The organism is Actinomadura violacea, assembly GCF_017573465.1.
GTDB lineage: Bacteria > Actinomycetota > Actinomycetes > Streptosporangiales > Streptosporangiaceae > Spirillospora > Spirillospora violacea.
In genome coordinates this window covers 170,976-196,463 of record NZ_JAGEPF010000023.1, presented here as the reverse complement: position 1 = coordinate 196,463, position 25,488 = coordinate 170,976, and the positions used below count along the sequence as shown (strand labels likewise).

The following is a 25,488-nucleotide window of genomic DNA, read 5'->3' as shown; positions in this document are numbered from 1 at the left end:
CAATGAGTGAAAACGGCGCCTTGTCGGGGCCGCCGCGGTGACGCACGCTGCCGTCCATGACCGAGACGCCGTCCTTGGACGCAACGCAGCGGGTCGCCCTCGTCACCGGAGCCGCGGGCGGCCTCGGCCGGGAGTTCGCGGTCGCGCTCGCCGCGCGCGGCCACCTGGTCGCGGGGCTGGACCTGGCCGACCTGTCGGGCACCGCGGAGCGCATCCCCGCCGACCGGTTCCTGCCGGTGCGCGCGGACGTGACCGACCCGGACGAGGTCGGGGCGGCGGTCGAGGAGACCGCGGCCCGCTTCGGGGGCCTGCACATCGTGGTCAACAACGCCGGGATCTACCCGCCGCTCCCGTTCGAGAAGACGACGCTGGAGGACTGGCGCCGGATCATGCGGGTGAACCTGGACGGCCCGTTCCTGGTCTCGCACGCCGCGCTCCCCCACCTGCGCGCGGCGGGCTGGGGACGGATCGTCAACATCGTGTCGGCGGTGGTGTTCCTCGGGCCGCCCGACCTGGTCGCCTACACCACGTCGAAGGCGGGGCTCGTCGGTTTCACGCGCGCGCTGGCGAGCGTGGTGGGCGCCGACGGGATCACGGTGAACGCGATCGCGCCCGGCCTCACCCGCACCGCGACGGCCGCCCGCACGACGGGCGCGGACGGCGGCTTCGACCGGGTCCGAGGCCTGCAGGTCGTCCCGGCGACGGAGGAGCCGCGCGACCTGCTGTCGACGCTGCTGTACGTGGTCGACGAGGGCAGCGGGTTCCTCACCGGGCAGACCATCAACGTCGACGGCGGCTCCGCCAAGCACTGACTCCGGGAAGGCGGGACATGAGGCCGATCGAGGCGCTGCTGGAGATCGCCCGGGACGAGGGCGTCACGCGGATCTTCGGCAACCCCGGCACGACCGAGCTGCCGCTGATGGACGCGCTCGTGGAGGCGCCGGATCTGCGGTACGTGCTGGGTCTGCAGGAGGCGTCGGTGGTGGCGATGGCGGACGGGTACGCGCGCGCCACGCGGCGGACGTCGATGGTCAGCCTGCACGTCGCGGCGGGCGTCGCGAACGGGCTCATCGGGATGCTGAACGCGCTGCGGTCGCGGACCCCGATGGTGGTCGTCGCGGGGCAGCAGGACCGGCGGCACCTCGTGCAGGACCCGATGCTGTCGGGCGATCTGGTGGGGCTGGCGTCGGCGGCGACGAAGAGCGCGGTCGAGGTGCAGCACGCGCGCGACCTGCCCGTCGTGCTGCGGCGCGCGTTCGCGCTGGCCGCGCGTCCGCCGGCGGGGCCGGTGCTGGTGTCGGTGCCGATGGACCTGCTGGAGGAGGACTGCGACGTCACCGTCCCGGCCCGCTCCCCGGTGAGCGGCCCGGGACCGGCGGAGGTCGCGGACGCGGCGGCGCTGCTCGCGGCGGCGGAGCGTCCGGTCGTGATCGCCGGTGACGGGGTGGGGCGGGCGGGCGCGGTCGCGGAGCTCGTCGCGGTCGCCGAGCGGCTCGGCGCGGCCGTCCACCACCAGCCGATGAACGACGGGATCGACTTCCCCACCGGCCATCGGCTGTACGCGGGGATGCTGCCGCCGCGCAACGCGGCGATCCGGGAGGCGCTCGGCGCGCACGACGCGGTGCTGATCGCCGGCTGCCACGCGTTCATGCCGCACCACTACACGCCGGGGCCCGCCGTCCCGGACGGCCTGCCGATCGTGCAGGTGGACGAGGACGCGGCGGAGATCGGCCGCAACTTCGCCGCCCGGCACGGGCTCGTCGGCGATCTGCCGGGGACGCTGCGCGCGCTCACCGTCGCACTGGACGGGCGCGTGCCGTCCGCGCCCGAGCGGATCGAACGCCTCGGCGCGGCGCACGCCCGTGCCCGCGCGCAGACCGAGGAGCGGGCGCGTGCGGCGTACGGCCCCGCGCCGATGGACCCGGGCGCCGCGGCGCACGCGGTCGCCGCCGGGCTGCCGGACGGCGCCGTCGTGGTGGAGGAGGCGATCACCGCGGGGCTGCGGCTGCGCGCGGTGCTGCGCCAGGACCGTCCCGGCTCGTACGTGCACACCGTCGGCGGCGGGCTCGGCTGGGGCATCGGCGCGGCCGTCGGCACCCGGATGGCCGGCGGCGGCCGGCCGGTGGTCGCGGTCCTCGGCGACGGCTGCGCGATGTTCGGCGTGCAGGGGCTGTGGAGCGCGGCCCGCTACCGGGTGCCGGTCGCGTTCGTCGTGATGAACAACGGCGAGTACCGCACGCTCAAGGAGACCCTCGACGAGGGCGGCGGGGCGTCCGCCGAGCACGGCCGCTACGTCGGCATGGACCTGGCGCCGCCGGCGCTGGACTGGCAGGCGGCGGCGCGGCTGTTCGGCATCGCGTCGGTGCGCGCCGGGTCGGCGGCCGGCCTGGCGGAGGCGGTCGCGTCGGTGCGGGACCTGGCCGGGCCGCTGCTGATCGAGGCCCCGGTCGCCGGGCACGCCCCCTCGCCCGGCGACCGGTCTCCGGGCTCCCGGTGAGCGGCGGACCGCGGCCCCTTGCCGGGACGCGCGATCACGGTGACCATCGGGGCATGGACGCACAGGCCGCCGGATCCGGCCCGCCGGAGCAGGGACCGCCGAGGTCGGTGCTGGCGCGCGGGCTCAGCCTGCTGGACGCCTTCGGTTCCGCCGACACCGAGCTGACGCTGACCGAGCTGGCCGCCCGCACCGGGCTGCCCAAGCCGACCGCGCACCGGCTGCTGGCCGAGCTGGTGCGCTGGGGCGGTGTCGAGCGGACCGCGGCCGGCTACCGGCTGAGCATGCGGCTGTTCGTGCTCGGCCACCGGGCGCCGCGCCCGCGCGGGTTCCGCGAGGCCGCTCTCCCCCACATGGAGGACCTGTACGAGGCGACGCACGAGAACATCCACCTCGCCGTCCTGGACGGGGTCGACACGCTGTTCCTGGAGAAGGTGAGCGGCCGCCGGTCGATGCCGATCATCTCCCGGGTCGGCGGCAGGCTGCCCGCCTACTGCACCGCGACCGGCAAGCTGTTCCTCGCGCTCGGGCCGCCGGAGCGGCTGGACCGCGTGCTGGACGCCGGCCTCGCCCGGCACACCCCGCACACGATCGTGATGCCGGGGCTGCTGCGGCGCGAGCTCGCCCGCACCGCCGACCGCGGCTACGCGGTGAACCGGGAGGAGTCGGAGCCGGGGGTGTCGGCCGTCGCGGCGCCCATCCTCGACCGCCGCCGCCGGGTGATCGCCGCCCTGTCCATCACCGGCAACGTGTGCCGGCTGGACCTGGACCGCCTCGCCCCCGCCGTGCGGACCGCCGCGCTGTCGCTGTCGCGGGAGCTCGCCCGCGACGGCGCGGTCCCGCCGCTGCCGCGGTTAAGGCTCTCCTGAGCGCCGTCTAAGCGTCCTCTCACCCTCCGTTCACGATCGGTGGCCCACAGTGGTGGCCGGACCAACCGAGGGAGCGGAGATGACGGAGGCGGGCGCGCGCGCGCCGCGGATCCTGGTGGCCGACGACGACCCGGCGGTGCGCTCGGCGCTGGAGCGGGTCCTGCGCTTCAACGGCTACGAGGTGGAGCTCGCGGCGGACGGCCTGGAGACGCTCGAGGCGATCGACCGGGCCGCCCCGGACGCGGTCGTGCTCGACTGGATGATGCCGAACCTCGACGGCCTCGGCACCTGCCGGATGCTGCGCGGCCGCGGCGACGACCTGCCGGTGCTGCTGCTGACGGCGCGCGACGAGCTGGGCGACCGCGTCGCCGGCCTCGACGCGGGCGCCGACGACTACATCGCCAAGCCGTTCGAGCTGGAGGAGCTGACGGCGCGGCTGCGCGCGCTGCTGCGCCGCTCGCGCGGGTTCGGCGCGGAGCCCGGCGGCGACGAGGTGCTGCGGTTCGCGGACCTGGTGCTGAACGTCGACACCCGGCAGGTGCGGCGCGGCGGCCGGCCGCTGCACCTGACCCGCACCGAGTTCGACCTGCTGGAGCTGCTGATGCGGCGGCCGCGGCGGGTGCTGGAGCGGGCCCGGATCCACGAGGAGGTGGGGGTTCGACTTCGGCCGCTCGTCGAACTCGCTGCACGTCTACATCGGCTACCTGCGCCGCAAGACCGAGGAGCACGGCGGGCCGCGGCTGATCCACACGGTGCGGGGCGTCGGGTACGCGCTGCGGGAGGGGCCGGTATGAGGCTCCGGCCACGCCGGTGGGAGTGGCGGTGGCGCGGGCCGTCGCTGCGGGCCCGGGTGGCGGTGCTGGCCGCCGGGACGGTCATCGCCGCGATCGTGGTGACGTCGGCGGTGTCGTTCACGATGTTCACCGGGCGGCTGCGCAAGGAGATCGACCAGAACCTCATCGGGCAGGCGCAGACACTCGCCGACAACGTCAACGGCCGTCCCGGCGACCGGCACGACGGCGACCTGCTGGCGGCGCTGGACATGAGCGTCGCGACGGTCCGGGACGGCCGGGCGGTGTCGCCGCCCGGCACCCGGACGCCGCCGCCGGTCGACCGGTCCGCGGTGCGGCGGGTGTCGGCGCCGGACGGGCCGCCGTTCGTGCTGGCCGACGGCGAGGCCGGCGGCGTGCACATGCGGGTCATCACCGTGCGGGCGCAGGACGGGACGGTGATCGTGCTCGGCCGGTCGCTGACGATGGTCGACGAGACCGTCACCGGCTTCCAGTACATCACCATCGTGGTCGGGGCCGGTGCGGCGGTGCTGGCGGCCGGCGCGGGCATCGCGGTGGCGGGCGCGGGACTCCAGCCGGTGCGACGGCTCACCCGGGCCGTCGCCGCGATCGCCCGCACCCAGGACCTCAACACCGAGCCGATCCGGGTGACGGGCGACGACGAGATCAGCCGGCTCGCCGGCGGGTTCAACGCGATGCTCGCCGCGCTGAACCGGTCCCGGGAGCGGCAGCGGCGGCTCGTCGCCGACGCCGGGCACGAGCTGCGCACCCCGCTGACCAGCCTGCGCACCAACATCGACCTGCTGATCCAGTCGCGCGCCCATCCCGAGCGGACGCTCCCGCACGGCAGCATGGACGCGCTCCTCGGCGACGTGAAGGCGCAGCTGCGGGAGCTGACGAACCTCGTCGGTGACCTGGTCGAGCTGGCCCGCGACGACGAGCAGGCCGCGGTGCGCACCGAGGTCCGGCTGGACCGGGTCGTCCCGCTCGCGGTCGAGCGGGTCCGGCTGCGGGCGCCGGCGGCGACGTTCGAGACGCGGCTGGAGCCGTGGCTGGTGCGCGGCTCGGAGCCGGCGCTCGTCCGCGCGGTCACGAACCTGCTGGACAACGCGGTGAAGTTCAGCCCGCCGGACGGCACCGTCCGGGTCGTGCTGCGGGGCGGGGAGCTGCTGGTCGCCGACGAGGGCCCCGGCATCCCCCAGGAGACGCTCCCGCATGTGTTCGAGCGGTTCTACCGGGCGCCCGAGGCACGCGCGCTGCCAGGCTCGGGGCTGGGGCTGGCGATCGTCCGGCACACCGCCGAGCAGCACGGCGGCACGGTGTCGGCGTGCAACCGGCCCGAGGGCGGCGCGCTCATGCGCCTGCGCCTTCCTGGAACGCCGCGAGCGTCCGCGGTCCCGCCGGTCCGAGCGTCACGACCCGGTCCGCCTTCGGCGCGAGATGGAGGTCGTGGGTGATGAGGATGGTCGTCCGGCCCGCCATCAGCCGCCGCAGCGGGCCGAGGACGTTGCGGGCCGTGCGCGCGTCGAGGCCGGTGGTGGGCTCGTCGAGCACCAGGACGGGCGCGTCGCGCACCATGGCGCGGGCGATCCCGATCCGCTGCCGCTGGCCGCCCGAAAGCAGCCGCCCCCGCTGCCCGATCTCGGTGTCGTAGCCGTCCGGCAGCGCGCTGACGAAGTCGTGGGCGTCGGCGGCGACCGCCGCGGCGACGATCTCCGCCTCCGTCGCGCCGGGCCGCCCGTAGGCGATGTTGTCGCGGACGGTGCCGGAGAACATCAGCGTCTCCTGCTGCAGCACGGTGACGGAGTCGCGCAGCGCGGCGAGCGACAGCTCCCGCAGCGGGATCCCGTCCAGCCGGATCCCGCCGGAGTCGGGGTCGTAGAAGCGCAGCAGCAGCTTGGTGACCGTCGACTTCCCGGCGCCGCTCGGCCCGGCCAGCAGGACCAGCTCGCCCGGGCCGGCCCTGAAGCTCAGGTCCTCGACGGCGGGCCGTCCGGTACCCGGATAGCGGAACGTGACGTGGTCGAAGGCGACGCGCCCGCGCCGCGCGACGCAGGTGCGCGCCGCGGGGTCCTCGGCGACCGCGGGCGGGGTGCGCAGCACCTCCTGGACGCGGTCGGCGCCCGCCGCCGCCTCCGACGCGGTGAGCGCGACCTCCCCGAGGCTCTGCACGTTCGGGTACAGGTAGCCGAGGTAGGCAGCGAACGACAGCAGCCCGCCGAGCGTGACCCGGTGCTCCTGCAGCTCCCACGCGCCGACCCCGAGCACGACCAGCACGCAGACCGTCTCGACGACCTCGACCAGCGGCCCGTACATGCCGGACAGTCGGGCCTCCGCCATCTTCGCCGCGAGCCAGGTCCGCCCCTCGTCGTGCAGCCGCCGCGCCTGCGCCTCCTGCCGGTTGTACGCCTGGACGAGCGGCTGGTTCGACAGGCTCTCCTCGACGGTGCCGACCATCGCCCCGTTGCTCAGCCGCTCCCGCCCGGCCGCGGCCCGGAACCGTCCGGAGAACCCCCGCGTCACCAGCAGGAAGACCGGGACGAGCGCGCACGCCACGAGCGCCAGGTCCCACCGGACGGCGAACGCGGCGGAGGCGAAGAACACCGCGCTGACGACCGCCGTCACCAGCCGGACCAGCCCGGACGCGACCAGCTCCTCGATCGCCTCGACGTCGTCGGTCAGCCGGGCCATCAGGTCGCCGAGCCGCCCCCGGTCGAAGAAGTCCGGCGACAGCGTCTGGACGTGCGCGAACAGCCGGTCGCGCAGCCGCAGCAGGAACCGCTCGCCCGCCAGCGTCGTCACGTAGTCGCCGGCGAACGTCATCAGCGCGGCCGCCACCGCGATGCCGAGCCACTGGGCGGCCGGCGTCCAGAAGGCGGCCAGGTCGCGTGCGGCCAGCGCCCGGTCGGTGATCACGCCGAACAGCCGGATCGCCGCGACCTCGCAGGCCGCCGCGGCGACGGCGAGCGCGCCGCCGAGCAGCAGCAGCCTCCGGTCCCCGCGCATGAGCGGCCAGAAATGCCGGAAAGTGGTGCGCACCGACACGACGGGCGCGGCCTCGGAAAGAGTTGTACGGGCCACGTCCCCTCCCATCACTCCCGCGCGTTCCCGCGCATGAAAAAGGACGGGAGCCAGCGGGGCGAGTCCGCTCTCTCCCCCCGCCGGCTCCCGTCCGGCTCAAGTGCCGGCCGGTTACTTGCCGTGCGGCCGCGGGGCGCGCTTCGGGCGGCGGTGCTTCTTCGGCGGAACCGGCTTGACCGGGCGCTTGCGGGGCTTGGGAGTGATCTTCCTGAAGCTCATTTCGGCTTCCCCTTCGGTTTCTCCTCGCCGCCTTCGCGGCCTTGCAGAAATGAACTTAACGGGCCGACGCGAGGATAATCCGCAGGCGGAGCTGAATTGCGGCGAAGAGAAATATAAGAGAACGCTAAGCGCCATTCCGGACAGCAGGAGGCCCCCGGCGCGGCGCGCGCCGGGGGCCTCATGCCGCCGTCAGGCGTAGACGGCGTCGTGGAAGGCGATCTCCGCCTCCAGCATCCCGCCGAACCAGCGGATCAGCACGTCGTCGGGGACGCTCTCGGGCAGCGCGTCGACCTGGCGGGCCAGCGCGTCCACGCCCTCGCGGAACGCCGCGGTCGCATGCAGGGCGACCCAGTCGGCGATCGGTCCAGGCGGTGCGCCGCCCCCTTCGTGGGCGCGGGTGCACCAGGCGAGGTACAGGCTCTCGGCGGCGAAGAGCACCGTCGTCACCGCCCCGTAGCCGCCCTCGCGGGCGGCGGCCAGCGCGAAGTCGGACAGGATCCGCGCGCGCTCGACGGCGCCCGGCCGCGCCTCGGCGGGCCAGGCCGCGCGCGCGGCGCGGAAGTAGTCCGCCTGCTCGGTGGTCAGCGCATGGACGGCCCGCGCGTTGCGCTCCATCGCCGTCCAGTCCGGCGCGTCCCACACCGCGAGGCCGTGCAGCCGCGCCGCCGTCGCCACGAACGACGCCTCGATCTCCAGGTAGTCGGCGTACTCCTGGTCGCCGACGGCGCCCGACCCGACCTCCCGGACGAAGCGCATCGCCAGCGCCCGCTCCATCGTCGCGGAGCAGGCGTCGAGCAGCCGCTGGGAACGCGTCACTTCGCGAGCCACTCGACGAGGCCGCCGAACACGCGGGCGTAGCCGTCCCATTCCTCGCAGAACGGCTTCGGCGCCCAGTGCGGGGAGCAGTCGGAGGTGAACACCGCGGACCGGCCCTCGCCGTATCCGGCGACGGCGACCAGCGGGTCGCCGTTCAGCGTGGCGAGCACGTCGGTGCCGGGCCGGGGGCGGACGCGGTTGTAGCCGAGCAGCGCGGGCCACTCGCCCTCGACCCCGCCGAGCGCGGCATGGCCGGCGCCGGTGACCTCGGCGTTCGCGCCGGCGGGCAGCTCGACGCGGTCGTCCTCGGGGAGCAGCTCGACCGGCAGCACCTCGTGCAGCACGGTGTTGCGGAAGGCCGCCTTGGCCTCGAAGCCGGTGAACGACAGGTACCCGCCGACCATCAGCAGCCCACCGCCCGCGGCGACCCACGCGCGCAGCGCGCCGAGCCGATCCGTACCGGGCGTGGCCTGCTCGAACACCTGCGGGGCGAGCTGGATGGAGTTCGCGCCGATGTCGGACAGCACGACCACGTCGTAGCGTCCGAGCGCGTCCGCGTCCCCGGGGAAGTCGGCCGGCACCAGGTGCGCGGGCAGGTGCTCGACCTCGTGGCCGCGGCCCTCCAGGGCCCGGCGCAGCGGCTCGACACCGGTCACGTACGAGCTGGTGGTGAAGGAGTCCACCCCCTTGATGTGGGTGGACTGGGAGACCCAGCTCTCGCCGGCGATCAGGACGCGGCTCACTATCGATCCTCTCTTTCGGATGGGAAAACGTGGGGGACGGGGACGGGGGGCCGGTCAGGCCGCGGCCTCGAACAGCCGGGCGGGGTTGCCGCGCAGCAGTCCGTCGACGGTCTCCGGCGCGACGCCGAGCGCGGCGAGCCGCCGCGCGAACAGCAGCGGCACGTACTGGAAGCCGTTGCCCCCGTAGGTGGTGAGCATGCTCTTGAGGAACACGTCGTGGCTGAGCAGCAGCCGCCCGCCGTGCCCGCGCGCGATCAGCCCGGCGACCGCGCGGGCCGTCTCGTCCGGTGCGGGCGACTGCCCCTCCCCCGGATACAGGAACGGCATGCCGACCATGTCGAACTCGAGCCACACGCCCCGGTCGGCGACCGACAGCTGGTAGCCGACGTCGCCGCCGGACGGGTCCATGTGGCACAGCACCACCGCGCCCGGCGGGACGCCGTACTCGTCCACGACGATGTCGAGCACCTCGTGGGCGCGGCGCTGCCAGCCCGGCAGGTGGACGTACAGCGGGACGCCGGTCTCGCGCTGCGCGCGGGCGGCGGCGCGCAGCGCGAGGTGCTCGGCGGGGGTGAAGTCCGGCGACACCCCGATCTCGCCGATCACGCCGGGCCGGACGCCGGTGCCGTCCGCGCCGCCGGTGAACTCGGCGACCAGTTCGGCCGCCATCCGCTCCTCGCCCGCCGAGGCCAGGTGCGCGGGGTGGTACTGCTCCAGGTACCAGCCGGAGCCCATGACGATCCGCAGGCCGCTGCGCTCGGCGAGCGAGCGCAGCACCCCCGGGTCGCGGCCGAGGCCGCCGGGCGTGACGTCCACGACCGTGCCGCCGCCCGTCGCGGCGAACGCCCGCAGGTCCGACAGCATCGCCGCGTCGTCGTCGAGGACGCAGTGGTCGAGGCAGTCGTAGGGGCGTTCGCGCAGCAGCCACGCCAGGCCGGGCGTCGTCCGCGCGTCGCGCAGGAACGCCAGCGCCGGATCGGTGGCCGGCTCGACCGCCTTGCGGACGTCGTTGCGCAGATGCTCGTGGGTCAGGGTGAGCCCGAGCCCGTCGCTGGGGACGGGCCCGGACACCGTCATCACGGGCACGGCGCCCGGCCGGGACTCCGGGACGGTCATGTTCGTCCCAGCAGCTTGGCGCCCAGCTCGGAGAGCGTGCGGCCGCGCAGGTTCAGCCAGATCGCGGCGAGCAGCACCATGCCGGTGACGATCGGGGTGAGGAACGGGCTCACCCCGAGCAGCGTCAGCCCGTTGGCGATCACGCCGGTGATCACCGCGCCGATGATGCTGCCGATCATGGTGCCGCGGCCGCCGAACAGGTCGGTGCCGCCGAGCACCACCGCGGCGATCACGGTCAGCTCGAAGCCCTGCCCGGAGTTGGCCGAGCCGGAGCCGAGCCGCGCCGCGGTGAGCAGCCCGGCCACGCCCGCGGCGAGCCCGGCCAGCATCAGCGTGATCATCTTGATCCGGGCGGTGTTGACGCCCGCGCGGCGCACCGACTCCTCCTGCGAGCCGATCCCGTTGACGTAGTTGCCGAACCGGGTCCGGGCCAGCAGGATCCCGCCGATCACCACGGTGGCCAGCGCGATCCACGCCAGCGCGGAGAAGCCGAGGAACTTCGCCTCGCCGATCTTGGCGACGTACAGCCGCCGGTCGATCGGCACCGAGAACCCCTTGGTCCACAGCTGCGCGAGGCCGCGGATCACCGACATCGTCGCCAGCGTGACGATGAACGGCGGGATCTTCTGGTAGGCGGCGAGCCAGCCGTTGACCGCGCCCCAGAACAGGCCCGCGGCGAGCGCCGCGACGATCACGATCGAGGAGTCCCAGCCGGCCTTCAGCATCTCCGCCGTGCCGACCGCGACGAACGCGACCGTGGAGCCCACCGACAGGTCGATCTGCCCCGTGGTGATCACGAAGGTCATCGCCACCGCGACGATCAGCGTGATCGCCACCTGGGTCGCGAGGTTCGACATGTTGTCGAAGCTGAGGAAGTTGTCCGCGCCGATGCCGAAGCCGACGAACAGCGCGACGGTGACGCCGAGCATCGCCAGCGTCGCCTTGTTGGCGCGCTCCCAGCGGCTCGGGGTCTTGGCCAGGACGGTCGGGGCGGGCGGGGCCTGCACGCTCATCAGGCCACCTCCTCGGTGTGCTCGCTGCCGGAACGGGTGATCATGGCGACGAGCCGCTCGATGTCCAGGTCGGACACCGGCTCGTCCTCGACGCTGCGGCCCTCGTACATGACGGTGATGCGGTCGCAGACCTCGAACAGGTCCTGCAGCCGGTGGGTGATCAGGATGACCCCGACGCCCTGCGCCGCCACGTCCTTGATCATGGCGAGCACCTGGCGGACCTCGGCGACCGCCAGCGCGGCGGTCGGCTCGTCCAGGATCAGCACCCGCGGCTTGAACGACACGGCGCGGGCGATCGCCACGGCCTGCCGCTGCCCGCCGGACAGGTGCCCGATCTCCTGGTAGGTGGACTTGACCCGGACGTGCAGGTCCGACAGCGTCTCGGCGGCCTTCTCGTGCATCGCGCGCCGGTCGATGAAGGGCCCTTTGCGCGGCTCCCGGCCGAGGAACAGGTTGCTCGCGACGTCGAGGGTGTCGCACAGCGCGAGGTCCTGGTAGACGATGCCGATCCGCTCGCGGCGCGCGTCCGCCGGGCTGGCGAACCGCACCTCCCGGCCGTCGATCGTGATCTGCCCGGCGTCGTGCTGGACGGCGCCGGCCAGCACCTTCATCAGCGTGGACTTGCCCGCGCCGTTGTCGCCGACGAGGCCGAGCACCTCGCCCGGGGCCAGCGTCAGGTCGACGCCGCGCAGCGACTGCACCGCGCCGAACGACTTGGTGATGCCCTTCAGCGTGACCAGCGGTTGATCGCCCATGATCACTTCTCCAGGTAGTACAGGTAGTCCCCGACGTTCTCGGGGGTGACGATCTGGGTCGGGACGGGGACGTCCTTCGGCGCGGGGCGCTTGCACGCCAGGTCGATCGCGGCGTTCATCGCGTCGTAGCCGAACTGGAAGGTGTTCTGCTGGACGACGCCCTTGATCCAGCCGGCCTTCAGCCCGTCCACCGCCTGGCTGGACAGGTCCCAGCCGACGACCTGGAGGTTCTTGGTGCGCTGCTGGCTGACCACCGCGGCGGCCAGGCCGATCAGCGCGGGCTCGCCGGTGGCGTAGGCGTAGGGCAGGTCGGGGTTGCCGGTCAGCAGGTTCTCCGCCGCGGTCTGCGCGTTCTCCTGGATGTTGCGGCCGTCCACGACGTTCTTGATCTTCATGCCCTGGGCGGTGACCTCGTCGGTGAAGCCCTTCTGCCGCTCGTTCTGGATCGTGCTGTTGAGCGCGCCGACCACACCGATGTCGCCCTTGCCGCCGGAGATCTTCAGCAGCGCGTCCGCGAGCTGCTTGCCGCCCTCGGCGTTGGCGGTGCCGACCTGCGTGGACACCGCCGGGTCGCCGACCGTGGCGTCCACCGCGACGACCGGGATGCCGGCGTCCTTGGCGCGGCGGATCGCGGGCTTGATGCCCTCGGTGTCCACCGCGTCCACGATGATCGCGTCGTAGTGCCCGGCGACCATGTCGTCGATCGCGTTGGCCTGCGTGCTGGAGTCGTCGTTGCCGTTGACGACCTGGACCTGCGCGCCCGCCTTCGCCGCGACCATCTTGGCGCCCGTGTTGATCTGGTTGAAGAACAGCGCCTGCAGGTTGATCGGGACGAGCCCGATCTTGGGCGCGTGCCCCTGCACCTTGCAGGCCTGCGCGATCCGCTTCGGGGGCGGGGGCCCCTGCTCGGTCGCCTTCTTCTCGGCCGCGATCTCCTTGCGGGCCTGGACGTCGCAGGCGGTCGTCGCCGTCAGCAGCAGGCCGAGCGCGACCGCGGCCGACACCGTGCGTCGCATCATGTCTCCTCTCCATGGCGCCGCGCGAGCGCGGGTGACGCGTCCGGACGCGTTCCGGGGTGGGCCGCGTCCGGTTGAGCCGGATGTGCTTGAGCTGTGTGCGCCTGAGCGGCGTTCATGTAGGCGAGGACGGTGTCGCGATGCGGCAGCCCCGCGCGCGCCCCGGGCCGGGTGCACGACAGGCCCGCGGCGACGGCGGCGGTCCGCGCCGCCTCCAGCGGGCCGGCGCCCCGGTCCAGTTCCGCGCAGTAGGAGCCGGCGAAGCAGTCCCCGGCGCCGGTGGCGTCCACGGCGGTCACCTCGATCGCCGCCCCGGCGTGCCGGGCGCCGTCCGGCGTGAACAGCGTCCAGCCCCGGGAACCGTCCGTGACCACCAGGTTTACCCGATGTTCGGCAGCGCTCGCGGCGAGCGCGGCGTCGTCGCCGAGGAACACGGCGGCCTGCGCGCGGCCGACGATCGCGTGGTCGGCGGCGGCGAGCGCGGCGCGTGCCGCCTCGGCGTCCGCGCAGCCGTCGAGGTCGACGACGACGCCCGGCCGCCCCTGGCCGAGCACGCCGGCCGCCGCCGGGAAGCGGTAGCCGTCGAGGTAGAGCCAGTCCGCGCCCGCCGCGCGGGCCTTCGCGGCGACGGCGGCGACGTGCTCGGTGGTGACCCGGTCGTCCTGGCTGATGATGGAACGTTCCCCATCGGGGGTGAGCAGGACGACGGCGGTCGTGAGGACGCCGGTCCGGGACGTCCAGCCGGTGTCGACCCCGTCGGCGGCGAGCGATCCGAGGAAGGCGGTGCTCGCCGCGTCCGGCCCGACGACGCCCGCGAAGCGCACGTCGCCGCCCATCCGCGCGGCCGCCACCGCCGCGTTCGCCCCCATCCCGCCCTCGCCGCGGCGCACCGCGGTGGCCTGGACGCGGGCGGCGGGCCCCGGCAGCACCGGGACGGCGACCGTGAGGTCGACGTTGGCGTAGCCGCAGAACACGATCATGGCAGGACCACGCCCGCCTTCGCCGCGGCGGCGGTCAGCTCGCGCACCTTGGCGGCCTCGACCCGGCCCCACCAGCGGCCGTTGTCCTTCACCGAGGACGCGACGATCACCCCGTCGCAGGCCGGCAGCAGCTCACCGACGTTGCCGGCGCTGATCCCCGAGCCGATGACGACCGGCAGCGTGGTGTGCGCGGCGATGCCCTCGACCTCGTCCAGCGCGGCGGCGTCGCCGGTCCGCGAGCCGGTGGCGATCAGCACGTCGGCGCCGAAGAACTCGGCGTCCTCGGTCTGCTCGGCGAGGGTCCGGTCCGCGACGATCGCGTGCGCGCCGTGCTTGACGTGCACGTCCGCGAAGATCTTGACGGGGTTCGCGCCGATCCGGCTGCGGTAGCGGGTGGCGTGCGCGGCCTGCCCCTCGATGATCCCCTCGTTCGCGACGTAGGCGTTGGCCCACTGGTTGACGCGGACGAAACCGGCGCCGCCCGACCAGGCGGAGGCGATCGAGCACTCCGCGGCGTTCGACAGGATGCTGACGCCGACCCGCCCGGCGGTCGCGTGCCGGACCCGGTCGGTCACCACGGCCATCGCGGCCGCGGTCTCGTAGCCGTGCTCGCCCGGCTTGAGGAACGGGATGTCCCAGTGGTTCTCGACGATCACGCCGTGGGCGCCGCCGTCCAGGTAGGCGCGCGCCTCCTCGATCGCGAACGTGCAGATCTCGTCGAGCGGCACGCCCTCGTAGTGCGGGCTGCCCGGCAGCGGCGGCAGGTGCACGGCGCCGATGACGACCTTGGGAGTGCCGAACAGCTCCTCGACGGCGTTCGGCTTCGGCGGGAACACGCCCAGTGCCCGCTCGCTCCCCGTCGCCCTCACCATGTCGCCTCCTGTGTAATCGATTGCAGTCGTGTTGTCCTGCACCGTAAGTACAGATTCGCAGGCCGTCAAGGGGCTATCATCGGAGCAGCCGTCGACGATCCGCCCAGCACGGGGCTTCCGTGCAGCTGGAGAGGTAAACGATTGCAACGGGTCACGATCGCCCAGGTCGCCGAGCGGGCCGGGGTCTCCACCGCCACCGTGTCGCGCGTGCTGTCGGGCCGCGGCCCCGTGTCCGCGGGGGTCCAGCGCAAGGTCAGGAAGGCCGCCGACGAGCTCGGCTACCAGGTCAACTCCATCGCCCGGGCGCTGCGCAACAGCCGCACCGACACCGTCGGCATGGTCGTGCCGAGCATCTCCAACCCGTTCTTCACCTCGCTGGTGGAGAGCGTCGAGCACGCCCTCGGCCGCGAGGGCAAGGAGCTGCTGCTCTGCGACGCGCGCTCCGACCCCGAGGTCGAGGCCCGGCGGCTGGCCACCCTCGTCGCCCGCAACGTCGACGGCATCATCGTCAGCCCGAGCCACGGCACCCTCAGCGGCGCCGCCGTCCAGGAGACCGCCGGCCGGCTGCCGCTGGTCCAGCTCGACCGGTTCGTCGGCGGCACCAGCACCGACTGGGTCGGCGTCGACGACGTCGCCGCGATGCGCCAGGTCATGGACCACCTGCACGCGGGCGGGGCGCGGTCGGCGGCGTTCGCCGGCTCGCTGCTGACCAACTCCTCCACCGAGCAGCGCTTCGCCGGGTTCCGCCGCCGGTCCGAGGACCTCGGCATCGCCGTGGACCCGGACCGGATCCTGCTCGGCGACTACAGCGTGGAATGGGGCGAGACGGCCGCCGCGCGGCTGATCGCCGCCGGCGACCTGCCCGACGCGATCGTCTGCGCCGACGACCTGATCGCGCTCGGCGTGACCCGGGCGTGCCGCGCGCACGGCGTGGACGTCCCGGGCCGGGTCCAGGTCACCGGGTACGACAACATCGAGTTCTCGCGGCTCAGCGAGCCCGCGCTCACCACCGTCGACCAGCCGCGCGAGCGGATCGCGGCGGAGGCCGTGCGGCTGCTGGCCGCGGCCGCCGGCGAGGCCGACGGGGACCGCGGGCCCTCCGCGCACATCGCGCTCGTCCCGTCCCTGGTGGTCAGGGAGAGCACGCGGGCGGGGGCCTGAGACGTCCCGGCCGCCAGGCCGGGCCCGGACAGGGAGGTCAGGAGATGGGCGAGGCGCTCGAACTCGCGCGCCGGCTGGTGCGGATCGACACCCGCGGCGGCGGCGAACGGCGCGCCGCCGACGTCGTCGCGGACGTGCTGGACGGCGCGGGCTTCCACGTGCGGGTGGACGAGCCGGCCGAGGGGCGCGCGAACGTCGTGGCCCGGCACGGGCCCGCGGGGCCGCGCGTCCCGGTCACGTTCACCGGGCACCTGGACACCGTGCCCGCCGATCCGTCCGGGTGGTCGTTCGACCCGCTGAGCGGCGAGGTCCGCGACGGGCGGCTGCTCGGGCGCGGCAGCAGCGACATGAAGGCGGGCGTCGCCTGCCAGATCGAGGCGGCCGTCGCGGCCGTCCGAGAGGGCCTGCCCGCGCCGCAGCTGGTGTTCACCTTCGGTGAGGAGACCGGATGCGACGGCGCTGCGGCCCTGGATCCGGAGGCCCTCGCCGCCACGGACCTGCTGATCGTCGCCGAGCCGACGGGCAACCGGACGGTCCTCGGCCACAAGGGGACGCTCTGGCTGAAGGCCACCGCGCGGGGCGTCTCGGCGCACGGATCGCGCCCTGAGCTCGGCCGCAACGCCCTCGCCGCGCTGGCCGCCGCCGCGGTTCGCGTGCACGGCCACACGGGCTGGCCCGTGAGCCCGACGCACGGGCCCGCGACGGTGAACGTCGGCACCTTCCATTCCGGCGTGCAGCCGAACCTGGTGCCCGACCGCGCGGAGATGCGGTTGGACGTCCGCACCGTCCCCGGGTTCGGCGCGGACGAGGCGGTCGCGGCGATCTCCGCGCTGTGCGGCGAGGAGGTCGCGCTCGAACGGATCGTGGACCTCCCCGGCGTCGCCACCGACCCGGCCGCGCCCGGCATGCCGGAGGTCCTGGACCTGCTCGTTCCCGGCTCTTCCGGGGGCGCGCCCGAGTACGCGACGTACTTCACCGACGCGTCCGTGCTGGCGGGCCTGCTCGGCGGGCCGGACGTGGTGATCTACGGGCCGGGCGACCCCGAGCAGGCGCACGTGACCGACGAGACCTGCTCGGTCGCGCGGATCGGCGAGGCGTCCGAGGCGCTGTACCGCCTGCTCGCCGCCCGCGCTCGGCCCGCCGCGGGCTGACGCGAACGGGAACGCCCCGGCGACTCGTCCGAGTCGCCGGGGCGTCGCCGTCCCACGGGGGTCAGCCCAGGGGCTGGGGGTCGCCCTTGGTGCCCGCGCCGGAGCCCCACGACAGGACCTCCCACTTGACGTCCTGGAGGTGGCCCTCACCGGTGCCGGCGTCGTACTTGCTGGAGGGCTTGCCGCCGTCCAGCAGGTAGCGGAAGGTGTAGGTGTCGAGGTCGAGCATGACACCGTTGTGCGAGGGCGCACCGGGCCCGCGGTCGCCGACGAAGCCGGTGATGCTGCGGCCCTTGTAGGTGACCTTGACCTTGGTGTTCATCGGCCAGCTCGGGCTGGCGAACATGCCCTTCTGCATCGGCTTGCCACTGGCGGGGGCGCCGGTGTCGCCGTTGATGCCGGAGCCGTCGTCCCAGAAGTAGGACGCGGTGGTCGAGCCGCTGAGGATCGCCTTCGGACCCTTGTCGGCCTTCTTCTTCGTCTCCTTGGACGCCGAGGCCTTGGAGTCCTTGGCGGCGCTCTTCGAGCGCGACTCGGCCGGGGCCTTGGAGGCGGCCTTCTTCTCGGGGGCCTTCTGGTTCAGCGCGGCCATGTCCTGCTGCTGCGCGAGAAGCCTGTCGGGCTTGGGAGCGGAGTCGTCGTGGCTGGCGGCCGCCACGCCGCCCACCAGCATCCCGGCAAGAGCCGCGCCGGTGACACCGGTCAACACGCGATTGATCGTCCGCTGCTGCATGAAAATCCTTAGTTCGGCGTACAGGACAGCCGTTCCGGCGCCGGAGCACAGGGATGATCCGGGCATGCGGAACGGGTTCCGAGACTCGGGACTCGGGAATGCCGCCGCGGAAAGGGACCCCGCAGGGGACGGCCCGTGGACATGACGGGCCGGGCTCGCGCCGGAACGCGCGGACCCGTTGCGGGGCGTGCGTGACGCGGGCTTCTCAGAAGCGGGAGAGAGTGCCGACCGGGGGCTCGATGGCCCGCCCGGTCACGGCCGGTGCATGGTGCGGCCGTGGTTCGGCTGAGGGTTCCCGCCTGGCGGGCGGGAGGCGACGGCTATGCGATTGGCCAGGTCAACGGTACTTTGACCTCGACCTGGCGTTGACTATATCCGGCATTCCCGGACTTGAGTCAAATGGACGATTTCTTTACCTTTGCCAAGGTAGATCATTTCTTCTGCCGGGCGGCGGGATCGCCTTTCCCGCAAGGGATCCGGGCCGATCGCAGGGGCAGAGAAGATCTTAAAGAACGATCTTTATGTCAGCGGAGAACGATCTTTTATGCCGCCGGAACAGGGCGCGATCACCCTGGAAGTGAAGATCGGCAAAGGGCGCGCCGGGCACATCGGGGGCGGCGCACCGGCCTCGCATCACACGAAGCGCGGGCATGAGAAGACCCCGGCCGGTCATGCCGGCCGGGGCGCGTCGGGGGCGGCCGTCGGCCGCGAGACGACCCGGCGGCCACGAGGGCGGCGCCGGGCCGGGACCGCCCGCGGGCGGCCGGGAATCAGTGCGTGGGGTAGACCGACGGCACCAGCGGGGTCGGTCCCGTCCCGCCGGCGAACACCGGGTTGACGGCCGGCGCCTCGGCGAAAGGGGCCTGGGCGTAGGGGGCCTGCGCGTAGGCGGGCTCCGGGAACGGGACGGCCGCCACGATCGGCTGGTACGGGGCGGGAGCCGCCTGGGGGGCGCCCGGCGGGGGCACCGGCGGCGGGACGTGGGAGCCGTCGGCCCGGCGCGGTTCCGGCGCCGGAGGGGCCGTCCGGTCCGCGCGGCGCTCGGCCAGGAGGGCCATCAGCGCGCGGGCGGTCTCGGCGTCCATCCGGAGCAGGACGCTGGGCGTCCCTCCCTGGTCGACGAACGGGGATACCGACGGCGGGGAGGGGAGCTGGGGCAGAGCCGCCCGCATCTCCTCGCGGAGATCCTGGGCCAGCCGCAGCGCCTGTCGGTCACTGTCGCTCAAGTGTGCGGTCATCGCGATCTCCGGCGAGTTCACGTGCGGGGGTCCGGGGCAATCCTGCTAGGAATGGCGTGCAGGTGCAAGGGCTGATGCACGTGCATTTTACGAAATATCGCCCCGTAACCCCTGCCTCTGACGCTCGTTGACGATCACTCCATCCCGCCCCGGCCGGGCGCCCACTACGGCTTGACCTGCATGGATCCGCACAGCCGGCCCCGTTCGCGGACCGAGTGGGCGCGCACGGCCTGTACGGTGCGTGCTCCCCCGGCCACGCAGGCGAACCTCGACTCTCCGGGAAGCTCATCGGTCGGCGAGGCCGGTCCCCTCCGGCCGGTCCCGCCGGGAGAGTCCCGGGGCGATCAGGGCGACCACCCGGAAACCCACCGCCATCGCGTCGGTGAACGCCGAGACCACCTGGGCGTGCGCCCCCGCACCAGCGCCCGACGCGCCCGCCGCGGCGATCGCCTCACCCGCCGAGTGGGCGTAGGCGGCCGGCGCCGCCGGGAGGGCATCGGTGAAACGGCCGGTGAGCACCGTGCCCAGGACCGCGACGCCGACCGACAGCGGCGGCACGCACAGCCCCATGCCGATCGACATGACCAGCAGGTCCACCGCGTAGAACGGGTAGGGCGTGGACGCGTCGGCGAGGGAGAGCAGGCCGAGCCCGCCGGCGATGAGGAGCAGGCCCGAGGTGATGACCGCGCGGTTCCCGAACCACCCGGCCCGAGGCGCGGGCGAACAGGCGCGGGTCGAGCAGCGGGTGCGCGGCGCGCGTCGCTTGGACGGCGAACACCGCCAGCAGGACCGCGGCGCCCGCGAACCCGCCCAGCACCGGCGCGGACGTCCAGCCCCGCTCGGATCCCTCGATGATCCCGAAGAGAAGCGCGAACAGGGCCGCGGCGAGCAGCGTGGCGCCCGCCGCGTCCAGGTCGGCGTCGTGCCGCTCGCCCCGAGGGGCCGCCCAGGCCGTCAGCGCCGCCAGGGCAGCCACTCCAGCACCGCTCCCCCGGCGATGTTGCCGACGGCGCCCGCGGCGCGGGCGGGGATCAGCAGGCAGCCGAACACCAGGACGTAGGAGTCGACGATCCACAGCAGGCCGGTGGCGGACGGATGCAGGCCGCTCGCCGACAGCTTGGGGATCGAGAGGTTGATCGCCACGACCAGGACCACGCACGCCGACATCAGCGGCGCGACGGCGCGCCGGGCGGCGCGTCCCGGGTCCGGCGGCCCGGACGGCATCGATCGTCATGAGGGGTTCCTCGGAGTTGCTCGCGGGCGCGCCTCGAGCACGCCGGATGCTCGTCGCGCTCGACGTCCTGCTGGACGAAGGCAGCGTCACCGGCGCGGCCGAGCGCCTGCGCCTGTCGAGCCCCGCGATGAGCCGGAGCCTCGCGCGGATACGCAAGGCCCTCGGCGACCCCGTGCTCGTGCGTTCGGGCCGCGGCATGGTACCCACCCCGCGCGCGCTTGCGATGCGCGCGGAAGTGCACGACCTCGTCCAGCGCGCCTACACGTTGTTCTCCGCGGACGACGCCTTCTCCCCACGGACGCTGGAGGGCACCTTCACCCTGCAGGCGGAGGAGGGCGCCCCTGCGCCTCTCATTGGCCTGGCATGCGCGCTACGACGCCGACCCCGCGCACGCGTGGCTGCGCCGCTGCGTCCGAGAGACGGTCGCGGACGTGACCCGCGTTCAGGAGGCGTAGCCGGAGTCCAGGGAACGTCCGAGGGCGTCGGTAGTGTCGGGGTCCCCGAACCATCCCCGGCCTTCACCGTCCTGCTGCCGGGGCCCGGCGCAAAGGCGGACACGATGGCGGACACTCTCAGCGTCCAGGCTCTCAACAGGGCCACGTTGGCACGGCAGTTGCTGCTCGCGCGGGAGCGCGTCCCGGTCGCCGAGGCCGTCGGACGGCTGTTCGGGATGCAGGCGCAGGAGCCCAAGCCGCCGTTCGTCGGGCTGTGGTCGCGCCTGGACGGCTTCGACGCGACCGACCTGCACGCGGCCCTGCAGGACCGGACGCTCGTCCGCGCCACCATGATGCGCGCGACCCTGCACCTGATGACCGCGCCCGACTACCTGGCGTTCCGGACGTCGATGCAGCCGATGCTGACGGCGGCGATGCGCGTCCTCGGCGACCGCGCCGCAGGCCTCGACCTCGACGAGGTCGTCCCGGCCGCCCGCGCACTCCTCGACGAGCGGCCGCTCACGTTCAACGAGGTGCGGGCCCTGCTGCAGGAGCGGTTCCCGGACGTCAACGACCGCGCGCTCGGTTATGCCGTGCGCATGTGCGTGCCGCTGGTCATGGTCCCGTCCGAGGACAGGTGGGGTTTTCCGCGTTCCGCGCGGTTCGCGTCGGCGGAGGGCTGGCTCGGCTCCGGCCCGTCTCCCGACGCCGCCGACGACGATCTCGTCCTGCGGTACCTGGCGGCGTTCGGGCCCGCGTCCGCCGCCGATGCGCAGACCTGGTCGGGGCTGCGTGCGGCGGGCGAGGCTCTGGAGCGGCTGCGCCCGCGGCTGGCCGTTTTCGCCGACGACAAGGGCAGGGAGCTGTTCGACCTCCCCGGCGCGCCGCGTCCGGGCGAGGACGTCCCGGCCCCCGCGCGGTTCCTGCCGGAGTTCGACAGCCTGGTCCTCGCGCACTCCGACCGCCGGCGGATCATCGCCGACGCGCACCGGCCCTCGCTCACCACGAAGAACCTCCGCGTCCGCGCCGTGTTCCTCTGGGACGGGTTCGCGCGCGGCGTCTGGGAGACCGAGTACAAGCGCAAGGTCGCCACCCTGCGGCTGCGGCCGTTCGAGCCGCTTCCGGAGGCCGCCCTCGACGAGCTGACCGCCGAGGGCGAGGCCCTGCTGCGCTTCGCCGAACCCGGCGCCAAGGAGACCGTGGTGACCGTCGCCGAGGACTGACCGGGCCGGCCGGTCAGGCGATCGTCCGGCCGAGCCCCTCCCAGTACGGCGCCCGCAGGTCCTTCTTGAGGATCTTGCCGCTGGGGTTGCGCGGCAGCGCGTCCACGAAGTCGACCGAGCGCGGCCGCTTGAAGCCCGCCAGCCGCTCGCGGGCGTAGCCGATGACCTCGTCCTCGGTCAGCTCGGCGCCGGGCGCGAGGACGACGACGGCCTTGACGGTCTCGCCCCACCGCTCGTCGGGCACGCCGATGACCGCGACGTCGGCGATGCCGGGATGGGCCGCGAGGACCTCCTCGACCTCGATCGGGTACACGTTCTCCGCACCCGTGACGATCATGTCCTTGATCCGGTCGGTGAGGAACAGGTAGCCCTCGGCGTCGACGTAGCCGGCGTCGCCCGTGCGCAGCCAGCCGTCCCCCGCCAGCAGCCGGGCCGTCTCCTCTGGCCGGTTCCAGTAGCCGGGGGTGTTCTGCGAGGACCGGACCAGCACCTCGCCGACCTCGCCGGGCGCCCGCTCGGCGTCCCCGCCCGGCTCGACGATCTTGACCTCGACCCATGCGTAGGGCCGCCCCGCCGAGCGCATCAGGTGCGCGCGCGGGCCCTGCGGGTCGTGGTCCTCCGGCTCCAGCTGGACGATGGCGCCGGTCGTCTCCGTCATCCCGTACAGCTGGAACAGCGGGGCCTTGAACGTCTCGAGCGAGCGGCGCAGCACCTCGCCGGTGATCGGCGAGGCCCCGTAGGTGATCGCGCGCAGCGCCGAGTAGTCGCGGTCCGCCGCGCCGGGCACCTGGCACATGAACTGCAGCACCGCCGGAACGATGAACGCGTTGGTGATCCGTTCCCGCTCGAACGTGCCGACGAGCGCGACCGGGTCGATGTCGCGGACGAGCACCTGCCGGCAGCCGGCGTACAGGCCGGCGAGCGCCCAGCCGGTCCCGCCGATGTGGAACAGCGGCATCGGCACCAGGCTCACCGACGACCCGTCCAGCCGCCAGCGCCGCGCCATCCGCTCGCCGACCTCGAAGTTGGCGTTGCTGAGCTGCACGCCCTTGGGCACGCCGGTCGTGCCGGAGGTGTAGAGCTGCACGACGACGTCGTCCGGCTCGCCGGTGAACCCGGGATCGTCCGCGGGATGTCCCGCGAGCCACGCCTCGAAGTCCGCGCCGGTCACCACGGCGCGTCCGGGCAGGCCGTCCGCGAGCGCGGCGAACTCGGCGTCCACGAGGGTCACCGGCGCCTGCGCGTCCGCGACGATCGCGGCGATCTCGGCGGGGGTCAGCCGCCAGTTCACCGGCGCGGCCACCGCGCCGATCTTGGCGGCGCCGAACAGCAGGTCGAAGAACTCGGGCGCGTTCTTGCCCACGTAGGCGACCCGCGACCCGGGGCCGAGCCCGGCGGCCTGGAGGGCGCGGGCGGCCCGGCTGGAGCGCTCGTCCAGCTCGGCGTAGCTGATCGTCCGGCCGTCGCCCGTGATCGCGGGGGCGCTGCCCCGCTCCCGGGCGTGGTCGCGGACGATGGACACGACGCGGTAGTCCAACTCCGGCCCCTTCCGAATCGCATTCGGTCTGTGCGTCCGACCCTACCGACCGGATCCGCACGGATGAAAGCGTTCACTTGCCTCACGTGCGAACATGACGCTGCGCCCGTGCACGGCTTCGAATAGTGATCAATCCGAGACCTGTACTGATTGAAAGATCCACCAAATCAGCGCAAGCTGTCCCCGACGTCTGGAATGCCCCGCCCGTTCCTTCCGACCGACCGCCGACAGGACGCGACCATGTTCGAGATCTGGGAGACGAGTGAGCCGGCACGGCTCATCAGCGACGCGGGCAGCCTCAAGGTCGCGTTGGAGAAGGTCGACACCATGTGCCGGCTCCGCCACGACCAGGCCGTGGCGCACATCGGCGATGCCGCCGACGGCTACCACTTCGAGATCCGCGACCACGACGGCAAGGCCCTCGCGCGGCTGAGCTACGTGCCCGACACCACCCGCGCCTACACGAGCGTCGTGGTCGAGGAGATGCGCGGCGAGGGCCTCAGCAGGTAGCCGGTGGCCGCCACCGGCGCGGCGCACCCACGGTGAAATCTCCGTTTCGCACGGACTGTCCGCGCACGGGCACACACCCGTGCGTGGCAGTATGCCTCGTGGTCAGGTGACGTAGCCCTCGGACGACGACGGGAGTACCGGTGCGGAAGGCGTGGTGGCGGCCACGGCAGGCTGATTCCCCGGCCGAGGCGGGCCCCTGCGGCCCTGAGCCGTCCCTCCTCGACGACGCCGAGGCGCTGACGACCGAGGCCGTCCGCGCGCTGGCGCGCGGCGACACCGCCGCGTTCCGGCTCCTCGCCGCCGAGCTGGCCGGCCGCCCCGACCTGCCGGGCTGGCCCCTCGTCACCGGACGATGCCTCGCCGCGCGGCTGCAGCGCGGCGTCGCTCTCGCCTGGGAGCGCGGCTGGCAGCCCGCCGACGTCGTCCGCTACGCCTCCCGGCGCCGCACCGCCCGGCACAGCCGCCTCGCCGCCGACGCGATCGCCGCCGAGATGCGCGCCTACTCCGCCGCGACCGTGGCCGCGCAGTGGCGCGAGCAGCTCGCCCTCATCGGCGCCGAGGTCTGGTGGGAGGACGACGACGAGTACCCGGACGCCTGGTGCGAACGGGAGGAGACCGACCGCGCGGACTTCACCGCCTGCGCCGTCGAACTCGTCCACCTGCTGGAGGGCCTGCCGAGGCTGGCGAGCCTCGGCCCGCCGCCGGGGACGCCCCTGCGGGAGGCGCCCGTCCGGGACGGTTTCGAGGGCGTCGACCAGCGGATGCTCGGCAAGGTCCGCGCCCTGCTCGCGAAGGCGGAGTCAACCGAGTTCCCGGAGGAGGCCGAGGCGCTCAGCGCGCGCGCCCAGGAACTCATAGCGCGGCACAGCATCGACCACGCTCTGCTCGCCGCCGAGACCGGCGACCTCGGCGGGCCCGCGGGGCGGCGTGTCGCGGTCGACAACCCCTACGACGCACCCAAGGCGGTGCTGCTCACCGTGGTGGCGGACGCCAACCGGTGCCGTGCCGTCTGGCATCGGGAGCTGGGCTTCTCCACGGTCCTGGGATTCCCCGCCGATCTCGCGGCGGTGGAAATGCTGTTCACGTCACTGCTCGTGCAGGCGACTTCGGCGATGGTGCACGCCGGTCCTCGCCGCGACGCGCGCGGACGGTCACGAACGAGGTCGTTCCGCCACGCGTTCCTCAACGCCTACGCGGCGCGCATCGGCGAGCGCCTGCGGGACGCGGCGGGTGAGGCGGCCGATCGGGCGGCCGCGGACGCCGGCGGGAAGGATCTGCTTCCCGTCCTGGCCGCGCGCGACCTGGCCGTCGAGAAGGCCGTCGACGTGATGTTCCCCAACCTGGCCAAGGGCCGGGCGGGGTCGGTGTCCAACTACGAGGGCTGGGTCGCCGGCCGCGCGGCGGCCGATCTCGCCAGCCTGAACGGGCGCTCCGAGGTCTCCGGGGCGTCCCGCCGGTCCTAGCGCGCGGGGTCCCCCCGGGGGGCGAGGGGGACGTCCGGC

At 73.9% G+C, this 25,488-nt stretch carries 23 protein-coding genes and 2 pseudogenes; 11 read left to right on the top strand and 14 right to left on the bottom strand.

What is annotated here, in order from left to right:
* Positions 1 to 56 precede the first annotated feature (56 nt).
* The 5 genes and pseudogenes from J4709_RS35040 (at position 57) to J4709_RS35020 (ending at position 5,611) form a co-directional block, all read left to right on the top strand.
* Complete coding sequence (locus J4709_RS35040; RefSeq protein WP_208247369.1) at positions 57 to 812, top strand: SDR family NAD(P)-dependent oxidoreductase; 756 nt, start codon at positions 57 to 59, stop codon at positions 810 to 812.
* A gap of 17 nt (positions 813 to 829) precedes the next feature.
* On the top strand, positions 830 to 2,497 hold the full coding sequence (locus J4709_RS35035; protein WP_208247366.1) for a thiamine pyrophosphate-binding protein: 1,668 nt from the start codon (positions 830 to 832) through the stop codon (positions 2,495 to 2,497).
* A 53-nt stretch (positions 2,498 to 2,550) separates the two neighbouring features.
* Positions 2,551 to 3,363 (top strand): IclR family transcriptional regulator, encoded by an 813-nt coding sequence (locus J4709_RS35030; protein WP_208247364.1) that lies wholly within the window; start codon positions 2,551 to 2,553, stop codon positions 3,361 to 3,363.
* A gap of 79 nt (positions 3,364 to 3,442) precedes the next feature.
* Positions 3,443 to 4,157 (top strand): annotated as a pseudogene (locus J4709_RS35025) (response regulator transcription factor).
* Complete coding sequence (locus J4709_RS35020; protein ID WP_208247362.1) at positions 4,154 to 5,611, top strand: HAMP domain-containing sensor histidine kinase; 1,458 nt, start codon at positions 4,154 to 4,156, stop codon at positions 5,609 to 5,611. Before J4709_RS35025 ends, J4709_RS35020 begins: the two are co-directional and overlap by 4 nt.
* On the opposite strand, the gene J4709_RS35015 is transcribed toward J4709_RS35020, so the two are convergent.
* The 9 genes from J4709_RS35015 to J4709_RS34975 form a co-directional block, all read right to left on the bottom strand.
* The gene (locus J4709_RS35015) at positions 5,508 to 7,235 is read right to left on the bottom strand and encodes an ABC transporter ATP-binding protein (protein WP_307801812.1); all 1,728 of its coding nucleotides are present in this window, start codon (positions 7,233 to 7,235) and stop codon (positions 5,508 to 5,510) included. The two genes, J4709_RS35020 and J4709_RS35015, sit on opposite strands and share 104 nt — an antisense overlap.
* Before the next feature lie 408 nt (positions 7,236 to 7,643).
* A complete protein-coding gene (locus J4709_RS35010) occupies positions 7,644 to 8,270 on the bottom strand; it encodes a TenA family protein (protein ID WP_208247358.1) in 627 nt (208 codons plus the stop codon).
* Complete coding sequence (locus J4709_RS35005; RefSeq protein WP_208247356.1) at positions 8,267 to 9,013, bottom strand: glutamine amidotransferase; 747 nt, start codon at positions 9,011 to 9,013, stop codon at positions 8,267 to 8,269. Before J4709_RS35005 ends, J4709_RS35010 begins: the two co-directional genes overlap by 4 nt.
* Before the next feature lie 54 nt (positions 9,014 to 9,067).
* Positions 9,068 to 10,129: a phosphotriesterase family protein gene (locus J4709_RS35000; RefSeq protein ID WP_208247354.1), complete on the bottom strand. Its 1,062-nt coding sequence runs from the start codon at positions 10,127 to 10,129 to the stop codon at positions 9,068 to 9,070.
* Positions 10,126 to 11,142, bottom strand: a complete 1,017-nt coding sequence (locus J4709_RS34995; RefSeq protein ID WP_208247352.1) for an ABC transporter permease — start codon at positions 11,140 to 11,142, stop codon at positions 10,126 to 10,128. Before J4709_RS34995 ends, J4709_RS35000 begins: the two co-directional genes overlap by 4 nt.
* Positions 11,142 to 11,897 carry an ATP-binding cassette domain-containing protein gene (locus tag J4709_RS34990; RefSeq protein ID WP_173100694.1) on the bottom strand — a complete coding sequence of 252 codons (756 nt, stop codon included), beginning with the start codon at positions 11,895 to 11,897 and terminating at the stop codon, positions 11,142 to 11,144. Before J4709_RS34990 ends, J4709_RS34995 begins: the two co-directional genes overlap by 1 nt.
* A 2-nt stretch (positions 11,898 to 11,899) precedes the next feature.
* A complete protein-coding gene (locus J4709_RS34985; RefSeq protein ID WP_208247351.1) occupies positions 11,900 to 12,916 on the bottom strand; it encodes a substrate-binding domain-containing protein in 1,017 nt (338 codons plus the stop codon).
* On the bottom strand, positions 12,913 to 13,893 hold the full coding sequence (locus J4709_RS34980; protein WP_208247349.1) for a carbohydrate kinase family protein: 981 nt from the start codon (positions 13,891 to 13,893) through the stop codon (positions 12,913 to 12,915). The genes J4709_RS34985 and J4709_RS34980 overlap by 4 nt, the downstream gene beginning before the upstream one ends.
* The gene (locus tag J4709_RS34975) at positions 13,890 to 14,765 is read right to left on the bottom strand and encodes a BtpA/SgcQ family protein (protein WP_208247348.1); all 876 of its coding nucleotides are present in this window, start codon (positions 14,763 to 14,765) and stop codon (positions 13,890 to 13,892) included. The genes J4709_RS34980 and J4709_RS34975 overlap by 4 nt, the downstream gene beginning before the upstream one ends.
* 141 nt (positions 14,766 to 14,906) lie before the next feature.
* Here J4709_RS34975 and J4709_RS34970 point away from each other — a divergent pair, with 141 nt between their 5' ends.
* The gene (locus J4709_RS34970) at positions 14,907 to 15,926 is read left to right on the top strand and encodes a LacI family DNA-binding transcriptional regulator (protein WP_208247346.1); all 1,020 of its coding nucleotides are present in this window, start codon (positions 14,907 to 14,909) and stop codon (positions 15,924 to 15,926) included.
* A 44-nt stretch (positions 15,927 to 15,970) separates the two neighbouring features.
* On the top strand, positions 15,971 to 17,077 hold the full coding sequence (locus J4709_RS34965) for a M20 family metallopeptidase (RefSeq protein WP_208247344.1): 1,107 nt from the start codon (positions 15,971 to 15,973) through the stop codon (positions 17,075 to 17,077).
* Between the two features lie 61 nt (positions 17,078 to 17,138).
* Here the strand turns inward: J4709_RS34965 and J4709_RS34960 are convergent, their stop codons facing one another.
* The 4 genes from J4709_RS34960 to J4709_RS34945 form a co-directional block, all read right to left on the bottom strand.
* Entirely contained in the window at positions 17,139 to 17,786 is a 648-nt protein-coding gene (locus J4709_RS34960; RefSeq protein WP_307801809.1) for an RlpA-like double-psi beta-barrel domain-containing protein, read from the bottom strand.
* Between the two features lie 794 nt (positions 17,787 to 18,580).
* The gene (locus tag J4709_RS34955) at positions 18,581 to 19,036 is read right to left on the bottom strand and encodes a hypothetical protein (RefSeq protein ID WP_208247341.1); all 456 of its coding nucleotides are present in this window, start codon (positions 19,034 to 19,036) and stop codon (positions 18,581 to 18,583) included.
* 297 nt (positions 19,037 to 19,333) lie between these two features.
* Complete coding sequence (locus J4709_RS34950) at positions 19,334 to 19,645, bottom strand: hypothetical protein (protein WP_208247339.1); 312 nt, start codon at positions 19,643 to 19,645, stop codon at positions 19,334 to 19,336.
* A gap of 357 nt (positions 19,646 to 20,002) precedes the next feature.
* Complete coding sequence (locus tag J4709_RS34945) at positions 20,003 to 20,272, bottom strand: hypothetical protein (protein WP_208247337.1); 270 nt, start codon at positions 20,270 to 20,272, stop codon at positions 20,003 to 20,005.
* Positions 20,273 to 20,280: 8 nt separating this feature from the next.
* Between J4709_RS34945 and J4709_RS56220 the strand changes: the two are divergent.
* Positions 20,281 to 20,487 (top strand): annotated as a pseudogene (locus J4709_RS56220) (helix-turn-helix domain-containing protein); the annotation flags it as partial.
* 354 nt (positions 20,488 to 20,841) lie between these two features.
* Entirely contained in the window at positions 20,842 to 21,939 is a 1,098-nt protein-coding gene (locus tag J4709_RS34940; protein WP_232384502.1) for a winged helix DNA-binding domain-containing protein, read from the top strand.
* Between the two features lie 13 nt (positions 21,940 to 21,952).
* On the opposite strand, the gene J4709_RS34935 is transcribed toward J4709_RS34940, so the two are convergent.
* On the bottom strand, positions 21,953 to 23,476 hold the full coding sequence (locus tag J4709_RS34935) for a long-chain-fatty-acid--CoA ligase (protein ID WP_208247333.1): 1,524 nt from the start codon (positions 23,474 to 23,476) through the stop codon (positions 21,953 to 21,955).
* A 240-nt stretch (positions 23,477 to 23,716) separates the two neighbouring features.
* Between J4709_RS34935 and J4709_RS34930 the strand changes: the two genes are divergently transcribed.
* On the top strand, positions 23,717 to 23,986 hold the full coding sequence (locus J4709_RS34930; RefSeq protein WP_208247331.1) for a hypothetical protein: 270 nt from the start codon (positions 23,717 to 23,719) through the stop codon (positions 23,984 to 23,986).
* A gap of 140 nt (positions 23,987 to 24,126) precedes the next feature.
* Positions 24,127 to 25,449 (top strand): DUF2786 domain-containing protein, encoded by a 1,323-nt coding sequence (locus J4709_RS55860; RefSeq protein WP_208247329.1) that lies wholly within the window; start codon positions 24,127 to 24,129, stop codon positions 25,447 to 25,449.
* Positions 25,450 to 25,488: the final 39 nt, after the last annotated feature.